Here is a 14,503-nt window from a genome sequence, read left to right as displayed (position 1 = left end):
ATGAATCACTCTCTCATCCTGTACAATCAACATACGAATAGACCAGCGGTTTAGGAAGTCCTCGTGCGTATTCGTAAATTATACAAGATAACGAGCGATAAGATAGGCAAAACAGGACGATAATGCAAATTTCATTCATCTTTTTTCAACTTTATTCGACATTATTTCACATTATGTATGACGAATATACCTATCCTAATAGAACCAGTTCATGTTATGTAAAAGCCTAACCACAGCAAAAATATCCCCGTCCCCACCCTCACCTTCCTTACATAAATCAGCGCTTGGTAGTTACATTAATAGGTACTCTTTACAGTTGTTACAGTACGGGGCTAAGTTATGATTGGTCAGATATGGCCCGGCATCTGTCAATTTGTCCAACTTTCCCTGTTGGCGGGTTGCGCTCGCCTTTATGAAGATCAGTTACCTTCTGCTGTGATAAAGCTTATTACGGTGTGATTAAGGCTACCGTCCAGTTTTTCTCCTGAATTTTAAAATCCAACTCGCGATAAGACTTAGACAGTTCATCGATCCGCTTCTGAATCTGAGCGACATCCACCGTTCTCTGGAAACGAACCTCAGAGCGGCTATACCGATCCTGAGTGATCGAAGCTTGCTCAAGCAAATCGCTAAACAGCTTCCGCAGCTGCAGCATTTTATCCCGTTCGGCTAGGGCATCGGCAATACTCCAATTCTCATTGAAGGCAACAGATGAATTCGTTCGATTAATCGCTCGAATCAAAATCGCCTGCTCGTTAACAGCTATTTCTAGCTCATGCAAAAGAGCCTCCGGCTGCTCTGCCGGATCTTCCCCCTCCTGCACCTTAACGACCCGATCGAGCCGCTGCTTTAGCTGCGCGATTTTACGGGTAAGATCACTTCGGTTCACTAATGCTTCCGCAAGTTTCATCTTTAAATTCCCCCTAAGATTTTCTGATAGGTGGCGATATCCAGTCTTCGACCAAATTTACAGCCAATCTCCTTGAAGTAGGCACATTGTTCATATCCATTCTTTGAGAAAAGCTGGCGACTGCGTTCATTCTCTGCGCAAACGGTAGCTACTAACACATGGAAATCCAGTTCGGCAGCTCTCTTTTCAATAAAGCGTAAGGCATGCTGTCCTATTCTTTTACCCACACAAGCCGGTTTCAAATACACACTGATCTCCCCAGAGCTATCATAAGCCGGCTTACTCTTATGTCTAGCAATCAGAACATAGCCCTGAATAACATTATCCCAGGATAATATAACGTATGATTTGAACCGCGGATCATCATTCATCACTGATTGCCGCATTTCGTCCAAACTTAAAGGCTCGGTATGAAAAGATACCGTAGTGTTCAGCACGTAATAGTTATAAATATCGAGTACATCCGACAGATGCTCTTCGCGAATTTCAGTGAATAACAAGCTTTCTCCCATTACTTTGTTCAACACAGCTAATCCTCCCAAATGGATGTTTCCAAATGATCGACGAACTTGCGTAATTTACCGGCTAGCTTGCGGTTAATAGTTCCATCCTGGTACATTTGCTGCACCTTATCCCGTTGCTCCTGAATAGCTTTCAGTTTCAATTCAAGCTTTTGATCATCAACGAGACCATCCTTTGTCCAGCCTTGACCCTGCTCGAAGCGTGAGATTAGTTGCTCATAACTGCATGCAACCTTCTCTACTGCTTTTCGGTTGTTCTCATTCATACTTGCATTAACAGCAGCTATTGCTGCGCGGGACATAGAAACCTTAGCTTTTCTTGCACATTCAGCCTGTTGCAGCATTTGTTGGCTAGCTTCCCGTTCGTTTTGTCCTGAGAACATCCCCGCAAATAGCCTTCTAATCTCTGTAAGGGATAATCTAATTTGAGAGTTGAGACTTCTGGCTAAGAAAACTTCACTATGATCCAAGAATTCTTCCATTTTCTGAGCCACTGAGGCAGGAATCTCATTGTTAGTAAGCAATCGGGTCAGCTCTTTGCGTTCAGCATGCAAGCCCACTATCCTTGCTTCAACCCCAAGCCGACGGAGTTCCTCAAATGCCGGATCGTTCGCTTGATCCTCGCGGTTCAGACTATAAACCTTTTCTCTAAATTCACTCAAAGCTGGCTGTGCGGAATCCTTGCTCTCCTCCGTCATCATACTTTGAAGCAGCGTTATCCCGGCAGCAACAACCTTAGATTTGGCCGCCTGCTCAACCTCAGTATCCCCTGGTTCGGCAACCGGCTCTTCTTTACCTGCGAGAATTGGTAAAAAGATACTAGCGATCAGCAGCGACATTAGAATCACACCCGCAGCGATAAAGATGATTAAATCACGTTCAGGAAAAGGCGAGCCATCCCCTAACACAAAAGGAATCGAAAAGGCACCGGCTAAAGTAACCGCGCCTCGCACCCCTGAAATGGTCAGGATTAGCATGGACTTAATAGACGATTTTTCCATTTTTTGCAGGCCGGCGCCAGCCAGGGAAAATACATATACCCATATAAAACGCAGCACAAAAAGCAGCAAAGTTATCGCTAATACATAACCAATCACCATAAGATTGTCCACCGCTGTATCCCGGTAGATCACTTCAATAACATCTGGAATCGACAATCCGAGAATAAGGAAGACCAAACCATTCAAGATGTAGAGCAGCACAGACCATGTGCTGGCGGATACCAGCTGTAGTTTATACTGTGGTGAGACCGCACGGTCCTTCTCGACCGCATGAATTATCCCTGCTGCAACCACAGCTAAAATGCCGGATACCCCTATTTCTTCACTAATCAGATACACAATGAAAGGAGTCAGGATTTGCAGCAGCACATGCACTGTGATGTCCTCCATCCCCAGTCTGCGGATAAATACGCTGAACCGAATCAGAAGAAACGCGAGTATTGCTCCGACAATTAGCCCGCCTAAAGCGATAATCACAAAGCTAATGGAGGCTTTCGGCAAAGAAAATATGCCTGTAACAGCTGCTGCAATAGCGAAGTTAAACGCAACAAGGCCAGAGGCATCATTCATCAATGATTCGCCCTCTAGAATACGATGAATACTCTTGGGAAGATGTACTCTCCCAGCGATTGCACTTACCGCCACAGCATCTGTCGGCGATAAAATCGCTGCCAGCGCAAAAGCAGCTGCGAGTGGAATGGTTGGAATCATCCAGTTAATGGAATAACCAGCGATAAGCACTGTAGCAAATACCAAGCCTAGTGCCAGCATTAAGATTGGAGCCCGCAGGTTCCATAACTCATTTCTTGGGGTTCGCTTTCCGTCATTAAACAAAAGCGGAGCAATAAATAACACGAAAAACAACTCTGGCTCCAGTGACATATGTATTCCCAAAGGCAGTAGTACGACCACTACACCCAAGCCAATTTGTATTAAGGGTATCGGCACGAAGGGAATGAATCGGTTTATGATGTTGGATATTGCGATAAGCCCAAGTAGGACGAGTACAACTAGAAATGTCTCCAAACCACATCAACTCCCTTTTTTTATTTGATTATTATATCGCAAAGCTTTAGGCAAGGGCAAAATCTAGCAAAAGATTCTCAATAATAAATTCCCCTACAAATTCCACAAAAATTCCATCAGATACATATTGACATAAATATTTATTTATGTTATAATAAAATATTTACCTATTGTGTTTATTTTCAGTTTTGAGTAATATATGCATTAGCCTCACGGCGTCGCTCTTATTATCAATCACGGAGGGATAATAATGTACATTGCTCAAGGAATAGAAATGCTCGAGATTACAGCGCAGGTTATGGGTGGAAAAGACACGATTTACCCCACGCTACTCTGGGATGAACATGCCGCCGTACTCGTCGATACCGGATTCCCGGGTCTACTCTCTACTTTCAAAGAGGCTCTAAAAGAAGCGGAGGTGCCTTGGGAGAAGCTCCGTACCCTTATTATCACGCATCAGGATTTAGACCATATTGGTTGCCTCCCTGCCCTATTGGCTGATGAAGATCTAGAGCTTACTGTTCTGGCTCATGAAATTGAACAGCCTTATATTCAAGGAGAGTTAATGCTCCTTAAGCACACTCCCGAAGCTTTAGCGGCGGCAGCGGCTATGATCCCAGCTCATGTACCTGAGGAGTGGCGGCGTGCCTTCCTCTCTGTATTAGCCCATCCTCCTAAAGGAAAGGTGGATCAAACGCTTGTGGATGGAGAAAAGTTACCTTTTGCCGGTGGAATTACGGTGATCCATACCCCAGGCCATAGCCCAGGGCATCTCAGTCTTTACCATCATGATAGCCGTACACTTATTGCCGCTGATGCCTTGACCGTTCAGGATGGCGAGCTACAGGGTCCCGCTCCTTCCGCCACACCTGACATGGAGCTGGCTTTGGCCTCTCTGAACAAGTTCTCTGAGTATGAGATCGATACGGTCATTTGTTATCACGGCGGACGCTACCGCGGAGATGCAAACAGACGTATTGCTGAACTAGCAGAAGGAAAAGGAAAGCTGTAATAATACAAGAGAAGACAGAGCCTAAAATCCGGCTCTGCCTTCTCTTGTCATATAGGATCGTTATTCTTCATTATCACTTAAGACTCTGAACCCACCGTAAACCGTTCACGAATATGCTGCGGCTGTTCGATTTCATCGACAATAGCAACAGCATAATCTTCGTAGCTGACATAACTTTCGCCTTTGGAGTTCACCAGAAGATTATCCTTACCTTTTACATAAGAACCTGTTCTTGTGCCGATGGCAAAATTAGCAGATGGACTAACAAAGGTCCAAGAGAGTTCATCTGTTCCTTGCAGAATCTCCAGATTCTTGGCTTGATTCGTCGCTGTTGGCTTAATAAAGTCAGGAAAGTCATTCGTATCCACTACTTTAAGCGTTTTGGCTTCATCTACATAAAGACTTCCTGCACCCCCAACTACAATCAATCTTGTATTGGGCGAAGCCTTTAACGCTTCAATAAGCACATTCCCGGCATCCACATGCAGATGTTCTTGTCCAAACGGCGCACCAAAAGCATTCACAACCACGTCGAACCCCTGCAAATCTTCAGCGGTAAGTCCAAATACATCCTTTTCAATGACATTCGCTTTACTATTTGTTACTTTAGATACATCCCGCACAATCGCTGTAACTTCATGACCTCTATCCAACGCTTCCTGCGTAATTCGGCTTCCAGCTTTTCCACTTGCTCCCACAACTGCGATTTTCATATAATTGTCCTCCTGAGTTTACGATGTTTTGGCTTTAATATTTATATCAAGGAGCTCCTGAACGATGGTTCTATCGATATCGAGATCAAATTTTCTCCCCCAAAAGCATTCCGTGCCCCGTTGAGTGATCCGATCATAGTCTTCTATCGTTAGCGTTCTAGGATAATCCGGTCCTGTTTCCCAATCTGTATACCGCTTGATTTCATTCAGCACATGCATCTTATAAATACTATTCAAAATTATCGTATGGAAAAAAATTTCGTCTCCACATAAAGTGTTCCTAAAAAATCTGACGTATTCCGGAGAGCTTTTTGTAAAATCCAAGATGTACTCCATACATCCACCTGTAATAGACATCCAGTTTGAGCCTTTATATAAACCGTTCGGCAGAGCGCTTAATCTTCTTTGCAGAAACGGAACGCTCATAATTAGTTTAATGTACCTCATTCGGATCGCTGTCATACGCCGGGTCCTTGAGATGAGGAATCTAGGATAATAAACTGAGACCCGCTCGTAACATCCCCAAGTTTCCGCAGCATTAGGCAGCTGCAAATACTTCACAAATTCCTTACCTTCATTCACCTTAAAGAAATCTAGAATCACTTCATTTGAAGCAAGAGGCAGATCCTGACCGCTTAGGATGTGAATATAATTGAAATCCCCATGTTCTTTGATCAGCAAAAAGCACTTCAAAATGCATTCAATCTGGCTGTAATGCCCCCACTGCACATCAATAGGCTTTTCCACAAAATGAATATCGTTACGGTGAATAATATCAGCTTCAATATTACTTTTCTGATCGACATGCAGGAAAAACTCTACGGACTCGTTAGTTAAACTATCGATTAGCATATTGATCTGCTCCGGATTCTTATGACAAAGAATGATATACGCCATTTTGAATGCTTCCAACAAACTTCACCCTTCCGCCCATCTATTTCCAATATTATAAAATAAATGGACGAAAATGGATATATAATTATCTCTCTAAAACAAGTCTGATTCCAATGTTCCATGGATCTTGGAATGTAGGATTTCCATTCACTTCTGTAACTGCGTAACCAGCCTGCCGAACTCGCTCCACCACAGCGTTGCGTTCCTCTTCATTCGTAAGAATTAAGGTAAAATAATCAATCCCCACAGTATCAGCTGGAGCCGCAGGTGCGCCCTGTCCGGCCCAAACATTCAGCCCGATATGGTGATGATAGCCACCAGCAGAGATAAACATAGCAGCACTTCCATAATTAGCTGTTAGTTCAAAACCAAGCAAATCGACGTAGAAGGCTTTCGCCTTATTTAAGTTCCCCACATGAAAGTGAACATGCCCAATCACTGTTCCCGCTGGCAGCCCGTTCCATGATAAACCTTCAGAAGCTGCCAATAGTCCATCTACATCCACTGGATCAGTAGACATCATTACATGCCCTTCCGCATCATATTTCCATTCACTCTTAGGTCGATCTCGATAGATTTCAATCCCATTATTATCAGGATCCTGAATATACAACGCTTCACTGACCAGATGATCCCCCTGCCCCACTTCAATCCCCGAAGAGATCAAATTACGAACAACCAATCCAAGACTAGGACGGTCTGGAACAAGAATAGCAAAATGATACAACCCCGCCACAGAATTAGGACGGATCACCCGCGCATTTTCAATCTCCCGCAAAATCAATAACACATTCTGACCGTCAGCGGTCATTTCCACTTCACGACCAGTCTGCCGCAAAACGCTTAACCCCACAACATTCTGATAAAAGGTGAGCGAACGCTCCAAATTGCTTACTCTAATCTGCACCAGACCGATCTGAGTGTCTGGTTGAAGTATTGTTTTAGTCGTCATTATAAATTCCTCCTAATCGCGCTGTAACTGCTATAGTTACAAATTAACTATCTTTAGTATAGTTACATTCTATATGTTTGTCAATTACCTATAAAAAAATCATGTCGACTGGTTCACAGCCAAACATGATTCACAAAATAATATTATAAGTAATTCAAAAAAAGGTTTCCGGGTATTTCAACTCTCCCTTAATCCTCTGCAGTACGCCTTCCTTCAGCTCACAGACCATAAAGACATTCTCCGGTACCTCAAATTGCTTCAACTCCAGCCCATGCAGCCCTGCGGGTTGAAATCCGAATCTCGGGTAATATTCGGGATGCCCGATTAAAAAGACAAGCTCATATCCGAGCGTTCTACATCTTTCTAACCCTTCTTGGATCAGCGCCTTGCCGATTCCTTGCTTCTGAACGTTCGGCAGAACAGCTAATGGGGCTAACGCAATCACATCAGATAACTTCCCCCCATCTTGAACTACAGCCTTACTTAACAGTAGATGTCCTACAATCTCATTATCTTTTTCCGCGACAATCGAGAGCTCTGGGATAAACCCCTGCGAACTTCTAATGTTTTCGACCAACTGCGCTTCATCTTCCCGATCACCAAAAGCCTTAACATTCACTTGAAATACTCCATTATAGTCTGCCACAGTTTCTGTTCTAATCCTCATTTTTGTTGCTCCATTCCAGAAAATATTCGGATACACTGGATTCCAGAAGGCCGATCAAATCTTCATCCATATACTTATAGTCATCACCTATGTTCAGGCAAATTATTTTTTTGCTCATTACACAGTCTCTAAATTTATCTTGAATTCTTCGAACATGTTTCTTCTCCATCACAAAAGTCACATCCGCCCAACCCAAATGCCCTTCAGAAATTTTAATTCTGGCATGATCTTCAGTCCCTGCAGATCTCACTTCATGGCCATCAATTCCTTGAAAGATCTTCTCCGCAGTTAGACTCCGCCAGCGATTCTGGCTGCAGACAAACAGTAGTTTAATAAGTGCACCTTCCTTATCCGATTGTTAAAAAGATATTTATTGTCTCGCCTGCTTCGTGTATTCAATCAACCAACAATCTCTTAGCTCTCCTTCATGTTGCTCGTGCTGTTCAAGGTATCTCTTCTTCACAAAGCCAATCTTCTCATATACTCTAAGGGCTCTCTTATTCCAGGCTTGCGGGTCCATGACAATTCTGTCCGCTTGTTTTATTTCGATAAGATACTTAACCGTTTCTTTAATGAGCCGTGAACCAATTCCCTGATTCCATAAATCAGGCTCGCCAATGAACTGGTCCATCCCAAAGATTTGACCTTTGAATCCCACGTAGCCGTACACTTCTAATTCTTCATCATCTATAAGATAGAACTGGAGATAACCTATATCCCGCTCCTTGTATTGCACTATACACCGCGTGACTTCGGCTTGCTCGTCGTAAAAATGCTCCCTCACCAGCTCCAAATCATGAGGGCGATCACGACCTTCATAGAACTCCAGGACAACAGGATCTGAAAGCCATTTTACAAGTAATGCGGCATCGTTTAGCTCAAGTGTTCTTAGTCTGATCTCTTGCTTTTCAAAAATAATCACAACGCGCCATACAGTTCATAAAGAGGTCTGTAGCTTGGATGTTCTTCTATTTCCGTTACGACAACACCTTGCTCGGAGTCAATCACACGGTAGGCTTTAGCATCTTCTCTGGTCGACATCACTTTATATTCCTTATCTTTATAGATGATCGCACAATTGTTATCCACCGCGATTCCAGGCAGACCTCCACCTTTAACCATGCGTGTAAAATCTTCAACCCGAATATCCTCATTATAATGCGGACAATGAATGCCCGGCAGAATCCCCATGGCTTCAAGCTTGATATACTGCCATTCCCCCTGGTCGTCGAACGCCTCAGAGTCACTATGCCCATATTCGAACCAACAGATGGAACCTGCGCTAAGCCCGGCCAATACGGTTCCAGAGGAATAAGCTTCTTTCAAAAGCGTATCTACCCCTGTATTTTTCCAAATCTCCAGCATCTTTCGGGTATTGCCTCCACCAACATAAATCAAATCAGCAGCTGTAATTAAATCTGTAATCTCATCCTGAGTGTAGGTTTGGCTCACAAGCAATAAGTGACTTGTTTCACATCCGAGAATATCGCCATATACTTTGCTAAAAGTATCACAATACCCCGGCGCATCACTACTGGCTGTTGGAATAAATAACGCCTTCGGCTTAGCCTTTTGAGTTAGCTGCACAACTTCACGATCAATTTCCAGCGTTTCAAGCTCGATTAACTCTCCCCCGCCAATAACTACAATAGTGCCCATGATTTCCCCTTCTTTCACTAGGATTACATCCTATTGCTCACTCTTGGCTTACCGATGCTTGCAAAATATTCCTCTGCCAATATGCTGTAGATTTCCAGATCCACCAGCCCTTTACCTGACCATACATGCGCCTGCCTTAACGTGCCTTCTTTCGTAAAACCATTTTTCAAAAGCACCCGCTTCGATCGTTCATTAAAGGGCATAACCTCAGCTTGAATTCGATTGACTTCTGCAGTCTCAAATAAATATTTCACCACTAACTGAATGGCCTGAGCTGCAATCCCTTTTCCCCAATAAGGTTCCGCCAAAAAGTAACCGATCGTCACCATATCCACCTTTTGATTAAAATCCATAACTTCGATGATACCTAGCAGTATGTAAGGGTTATTTTTGAGGAAAATCCCCCATTTCACTCTTACCCCTTTGGTAAAATCACGTTCGAAATGCCCGATCATATTCTTAACTGTATCTTTATTATGTTTTGGAATAATCCCACAGTACTCAAACACTTGATCATTGCTATAAATGCCAAATACCTCATCAAGGTTGCTGGCTTCAATCTTTTTCAGTAATAATTGCTCGGATTCCAAAGTAGGGAATTGCTCAAATACGTGACTAAGCTTCAATTTGTTCCCTCCATTACTTTTTGATGGCTTGGATTAGGCTTGCAGTTTGTTTTTTTGTTTCCTTTATTATCCCCGGACACTTCCCCTGTACTGCGCGGTTCTAAGCTCACGAATATAGGGCTCTGCAGCTGGCATATCTGCCTCAACGGCCTGTTGAACGGCTAACTCAATGTCATAAGGCACTCTTACAAATTGCATATTCAAAGGAGCTGCTGACACTCCCATGTATTCTCCCTCCATAATCACATAAGATGCCTGGGTTAAATCAAGCGGATTCCCCACACTGCCTACATTAAATAAAGTCTTGCCTTCTAGATGTTGAATAAAAGCATTATGAATATCCCCGTAACCTACGAGATCCGCTTGTCGTTTCTCCTGGCAGAGATCAGAATAATCAAACAAAGATAATCGCTTTTCATAATCATCCCAAGGTTGAACACGTTCATACAGGCTTCGTGGCGAAGCATGAAATAACCGTACAAATTTACCACTCATCATAAACTCAATCGAAAACGGCAGCGTGCTTAAATAAGCTAGGCGCTCTTGACCTAACAACCCGCGGCACCACCGGGCCATCTCAAAATCAACATCCTGATTCATTAAATCATCCCAGTTCCCCATAACACTGATTTCACAATTCTTTTTTATGATATCAACGGCTAGATCTGAGTTCGGTCCTTTTCCAACAATATCACCTAAACAAAAGACTCTGCTGATTCCCCGCTGCTGGATGTCATCTAAAACGGCCGTAAGGGCCGGTATATTTCCATGAATGTCTGAGATTATTGCAATTTGCTCCACTGTAGGACCTCCGTATATATTGATCTTTAAAAAAGTTACTTATCCTAATTCTAATTGTACTGCATTCTCAATGTTGGCTGTTGCTGCTCATTTATAGGGCATTTTTGCCTTTCTTTTCGCTACTTTTGATGATTTCAGCCAAATCTGAGGCATTTATACCGTACATTTCAGCATTCCAGCCACTTCAGCACATTTTAACGGCATTTATACCGTACATTTCACCATTTCAGCCACTTCAGCCCATTTCAACGGTATTTATACCGTACATTCCACCATTCCAGCCACTTAAGCCCATTTCAACGGTATTTATACCGTACATTCCACCATTCCAGCCACTTCAGCACATTTCAACGGCATTTATACCGTACATTTCAGCATTCCAGCCACTTCAGCCCATTTCAACGGTATTTATACCGTACATTTCACCATTTCAGCTACCTCGTTCTAGTCACACTTAATCTTTTGTAAACTTTATGGATTGTAAAATATCCTCTATCCTCTTCATATCTTCTTTATGTACTTCATCCACACTATAAGGGAACTGCACCATAAATGACATTTCCGGTTCCTCAATAACGTAATAGATAGCTTTCCCTTTACTCCCTTCCTCTTCGAATACTTCAGTTTCATACTTTATGGACTCTAACCCGCCTAAATTAGCTTTACTTTTTGTCAGCTCCGCCCCGTTGTTGTAATTCGTTTGGGCATCCTCGAGCCATTTGTTGACAAGCTCCATGTCCTTAGGCTTAAATCCAAAGAGCATTACTCCCGGACCATTAAGTCCCTCAGCAGGTTTATAATCAGTCGTAGAGACTATCAACCATAATGGCGCTCCATACTTCTCAGTTACAACCCAATGATCCGGATAGTTAAAGGTGATTCCAAAATTAGTATCCTCGTATTTAGTGGTATCCCTTGATTCATTACATCCGGTAATCATTACCATAATTAGTAGTATTGGCAGTAATTTCTTTAACATTCTTTAGCTCTCCCTCAATGTAAGTATGTATATTAACTTTATCCAGCTTATAAATACAGATTCTATATTCCCTCTTACTTCCCTTCTTTGACCATAAACCTAATTAAGCAAAAAAAGACCAGAATCACGTTTTCACATGTTCTGGTCTTCCTTCTAAGCTATGATATGGTGTAATCATAATTCAGGCATTTCATTCACAATTTGTTCCAATGTAACCTCCTGGAGAACATTCTCCATTGCTTTTTGGGCGAGCGAGAACACAGGTACAATTGCACTGGCTATATTCTTGCCAACAGGACAATCGGGATTAGGATGCTCATGGACAGAAAACAACGAGTCCTCTTCCACCGCATTAACTGCCTTATAAATCTGCAGCAGCGTAATCTCGGATGCGCTACGCGTAAGCGAGGCGCCTGCGACTCCCGGACGGGCATTTACTAGTCCTGCTTTTTGCAGCATACTCGTAAGCCGACGGATAACTACAGGGTTTGTGTTTACGCTACCAGCTATCCACTCCGAAGTGCTTTTGCCTTCTTTATTGCTGTCAATCAACGTTAATATATGAATGGCTACCGCAAATCGGGTGCTAATATTCATAGAAATCTCTCCTTCTGCCTTGCTACAAAACATCATTCAGATGCAACTATAATAGTTACATTTCAAGCATTTGTCAAACTTTTGAGAATATGAACAACTTAAAATCTATCAATATTCTCCATATAAATTAGGATGGTATATTTTCATCAAAAAAGGTCGCTGGGCAATATTTTTAATAATAACAGTTGTCTTTGAATTTATTAATATAACTTACAGTTTAATATTCGAACAATCCATAGAATGGTTTTCTTTGATTATATTAATTCTCTTTGTTTCTTTAATTGTTAATTCTAATATAAGTAAAAACAAAAAAATGATTAAATACAACTGCCAAATGGCACTCGTATCCTAAGTATCTTTTCCTATGTTATCGAATTCCTTTAGAATCTCAGCCACCTGGGCAGCATATTTTTTACTCAGACGCGATTTGCCAAGATTACTCTTCACAATCTTAAGGATTCGGGCATCTCGGCTCTTTGCAAATCTCTCCAGCATAACAAAGCCTTCTTCAGGCTCATTCGCCACAAATACACTCAAGCTGTATTCAAGTCCCTTAGATAATACACGAAAATGCTCAGTATCCTCATGTTGCACTCCCCTACCATCTATACTCTCCATGATTCGGGCAGCCAACTGAAGACAATATAGCGTATTTTCTTTCTTTTTTAAAAGAGGAGGATGCGCTAATGCCGCTACAAAAGCCCGTTGTTCAAGCCTGTTCGCACCTTTCTCCCACATGTCAATCAGCTTCCTGAGCAGGGTGAAATCATCCTCCCCTATACTTTGCAGCGCCATAGCAGACGCTTCACGCACCCTCCATCTCGAATCATTCATAGCTGTCTTAATGCTGTTTTGAATCACTACTTGCTGTTCTTCTCCAGCGTAACTGTAATAAACACCGAACGCCCTAACCGCACAAAACGGCAGAAACTCACGGGGATCATTCACCCCAGCTTCAGCTTCAGTAATATTAGTCCAAGAGACGAGCAGCTCCCAGCCTGTATCTGTTAGATTAGGATGCGCGAATTGTTTGGCGAAATGGTCTGAGAGCTCCAAATTCACTCGTGGTCCTGGGAGTTTACTCTCCTGCATCATCAAATCATTAAGCTGTACCCACAGCTCCTTATCGTTTACCCATTGCTGAAACGGCACTTCAATCATCTTTTGCTCAGCCATCTCTGGTCCCTCCGATAGTTATCTTCAGATTCGAACGATTCCTTGCATCGCGTATGCGAGTTTCCTGTTCCATCAATATTTGATCAAATCTCCAGCATTAATCACTCATGGACATTTTACATCACATCAATGGCTTATGCATATAACCGATGAGGGAATATTAACACCTTGGCAGAAAACTTCAAATCTAGATAGAGCGAAAACGTGCAAGACAAAAAGCAACTTATCTGTAGATAAGCCGCTTCTCTGTAACAAGTTCAATATCACCTAGGCTTAGATCGTTAAAAAGCATCCAATAGTTGCATGCAATCCTGGTGAAATTGGCATTGGTCTACCACTGAAACCTCCCCGGGAAATAAGGGGTTTTGCGCACATACGGCTAATTTATATTTCTCATCAATATGATACTGCTTAAAGTGATACAATCCGATTGCGTCATGGTTCTCCAATTGAATTCCGTTGTTTAAACGAAACGAAAACGAGTTCAATGGAAGAGATAATCCCTTCCCTATCGCTTTGATATAGCTTTCTTTAAGTGTCCAAAGGTCAAAGAACAGACTCATCCGGCCCATCTCTTCACATTCCGTCAATTGGACATATTCATCTTGCGAAAAAAAACGCTTAGCAATATTAAGATCGGCTTGCTGAATCTGCTCAATGTCAATACCGATCGGCAATTCATCTAATGCGCAAACCACCCATTCTCCTGAATGCGAAATATTAAACTCTACAGTACCCCCCCTTTTTTTTAGGGAGGGTTTTCCGTAGACATTTGTAACAAACTCGATATCGCGGTTGTTCACTTTTAACCGTTTATTTAAGCTTACACGAACCAGCAATTCAGCAATAAGAGAATGCTGCAACGCTTCCACTCTTTTAAAGCGTTTAAGCCGCTCTCTCTTTTGTTGGGGGATGCGCCACATTAATGTTTCTAACGCAGGTTCAGATATTAGCTCAGCCACCTTCACC

16 protein-coding genes and 1 pseudogene are annotated in these 14,503 nt (G+C 42.6%); 1 reads left to right on the top strand and 16 read right to left on the bottom strand.

The genetic code is table 11. The features are described 5' to 3' along the window. Window positions 1–448: 448 nt before the first annotated feature. The 3 genes from MKZ09_RS13395 to MKZ09_RS13385 are packed head-to-tail and all read right to left on the bottom strand — an operon-like array spanning window position 449 to window position 3,458. Window positions 449–910, bottom strand: a complete 462-nt coding sequence (locus tag MKZ09_RS13395; protein WP_076136027.1) for a DIP1984 family protein — start codon at window positions 908–910, stop codon at window positions 449–451. A 2-nt stretch (window positions 911–912) separates the two neighbouring features. Continuing rightward, a complete protein-coding gene (locus tag MKZ09_RS13390; protein WP_232061303.1) occupies window positions 913–1,437 on the bottom strand; it encodes a GNAT family N-acetyltransferase in 525 nt (174 codons plus the stop codon). A gap of 2 nt (window positions 1,438–1,439) precedes the next feature. Then, window positions 1,440–3,458, bottom strand: coding sequence for a Na+/H+ antiporter (locus tag MKZ09_RS13385; RefSeq protein WP_076129954.1), 2,019 nt, complete (start codon window positions 3,456–3,458; stop codon window positions 1,440–1,442). 250 nt (window positions 3,459–3,708) lie between these two features. Between MKZ09_RS13385 and MKZ09_RS13380 the strand changes: the two genes are divergently transcribed. Then, on the top strand, window positions 3,709–4,470 hold the full coding sequence (locus MKZ09_RS13380) for an MBL fold metallo-hydrolase (RefSeq protein ID WP_076202417.1): 762 nt from the start codon (window positions 3,709–3,711) through the stop codon (window positions 4,468–4,470). Between the two features lie 77 nt (window positions 4,471–4,547). On the opposite strand, the gene MKZ09_RS13375 is transcribed toward MKZ09_RS13380, so the two are convergent. The 13 genes and pseudogenes from MKZ09_RS13375 to MKZ09_RS13315 form a co-directional block, all read right to left on the bottom strand. Further along, window positions 4,548–5,183 carry an NAD(P)-dependent oxidoreductase gene (locus MKZ09_RS13375; RefSeq protein ID WP_076202414.1) on the bottom strand — a complete coding sequence of 212 codons (636 nt, stop codon included), beginning with the start codon at window positions 5,181–5,183 and terminating at the stop codon, window positions 4,548–4,550. 18 nt (window positions 5,184–5,201) lie between these two features. Then, window positions 5,202–6,095: a beta-1,6-N-acetylglucosaminyltransferase gene (locus MKZ09_RS13370; protein ID WP_143766722.1), complete on the bottom strand. Its 894-nt coding sequence runs from the start codon at window positions 6,093–6,095 to the stop codon at window positions 5,202–5,204. 67 nt (window positions 6,096–6,162) lie between these two features. After that, window positions 6,163–7,029 (bottom strand): VOC family protein, encoded by an 867-nt coding sequence (locus MKZ09_RS13365; protein ID WP_076202411.1) that lies wholly within the window; start codon window positions 7,027–7,029, stop codon window positions 6,163–6,165. A gap of 154 nt (window positions 7,030–7,183) precedes the next feature. After that, the gene (locus MKZ09_RS13360) at window positions 7,184–7,696 is read right to left on the bottom strand and encodes a GNAT family N-acetyltransferase (RefSeq protein WP_076136016.1); all 513 of its coding nucleotides are present in this window, start codon (window positions 7,694–7,696) and stop codon (window positions 7,184–7,186) included. Continuing rightward, the gene (locus MKZ09_RS13355) at window positions 7,686–8,030 is read right to left on the bottom strand and encodes a low molecular weight protein tyrosine phosphatase family protein (RefSeq protein WP_076202408.1); all 345 of its coding nucleotides are present in this window, start codon (window positions 8,028–8,030) and stop codon (window positions 7,686–7,688) included. The genes MKZ09_RS13360 and MKZ09_RS13355 overlap by 11 nt, the downstream gene beginning before the upstream one ends. A 36-nt stretch (window positions 8,031–8,066) precedes the next feature. Further along, window positions 8,067–8,618: a GNAT family N-acetyltransferase gene (locus tag MKZ09_RS13350; RefSeq protein WP_076202405.1), complete on the bottom strand. Its 552-nt coding sequence runs from the start codon at window positions 8,616–8,618 to the stop codon at window positions 8,067–8,069. Continuing rightward, window positions 8,615–9,373 (bottom strand): Type 1 glutamine amidotransferase-like domain-containing protein, encoded by a 759-nt coding sequence (locus MKZ09_RS13345; protein ID WP_143766721.1) that lies wholly within the window; start codon window positions 9,371–9,373, stop codon window positions 8,615–8,617. The genes MKZ09_RS13350 and MKZ09_RS13345 overlap by 4 nt, the downstream gene beginning before the upstream one ends. Before the next feature lie 5 nt (window positions 9,374–9,378). Continuing rightward, entirely contained in the window at window positions 9,379–9,981 is a 603-nt protein-coding gene (locus MKZ09_RS13340) for a GNAT family N-acetyltransferase (RefSeq protein WP_076202402.1), read from the bottom strand. A 66-nt stretch (window positions 9,982–10,047) separates the two neighbouring features. After that, the gene (locus tag MKZ09_RS13335; protein WP_076136008.1) at window positions 10,048–10,782 is read right to left on the bottom strand and encodes a metallophosphoesterase family protein; all 735 of its coding nucleotides are present in this window, start codon (window positions 10,780–10,782) and stop codon (window positions 10,048–10,050) included. A gap of 454 nt (window positions 10,783–11,236) precedes the next feature. Next, window positions 11,237–11,761, bottom strand: a complete 525-nt coding sequence (locus MKZ09_RS13330) for a hypothetical protein (RefSeq protein WP_076202399.1) — start codon at window positions 11,759–11,761, stop codon at window positions 11,237–11,239. Window positions 11,762–11,935: 174 nt separating this feature from the next. Next, on the bottom strand, window positions 11,936–12,358 hold the full coding sequence (locus tag MKZ09_RS13325; protein ID WP_076100677.1) for an Rrf2 family transcriptional regulator: 423 nt from the start codon (window positions 12,356–12,358) through the stop codon (window positions 11,936–11,938). A gap of 348 nt (window positions 12,359–12,706) precedes the next feature. Continuing rightward, window positions 12,707–13,534 carry a hypothetical protein gene (locus MKZ09_RS13320; protein ID WP_081394192.1) on the bottom strand — a complete coding sequence of 276 codons (828 nt, stop codon included), beginning with the start codon at window positions 13,532–13,534 and terminating at the stop codon, window positions 12,707–12,709. Window positions 13,535–13,911: 377 nt separating this feature from the next. Further along, window positions 13,912–14,502 (bottom strand): annotated as a pseudogene (locus tag MKZ09_RS13315) (4'-phosphopantetheinyl transferase family protein); the annotation flags it as partial. Window position 14,503: the final 1 nt, after the last annotated feature.

The organism is Paenibacillus sp. FSL R5-0908, assembly GCF_038006245.1.
Taxonomy (GTDB): Bacteria; Bacillota; Bacilli; order Paenibacillales; family Paenibacillaceae; genus Paenibacillus_AQ; species Paenibacillus_AQ odorifer.
Note: the sequence above shows the minus strand (reverse complement) of the source record. Positions and strands in the feature narration are given on the sequence as shown.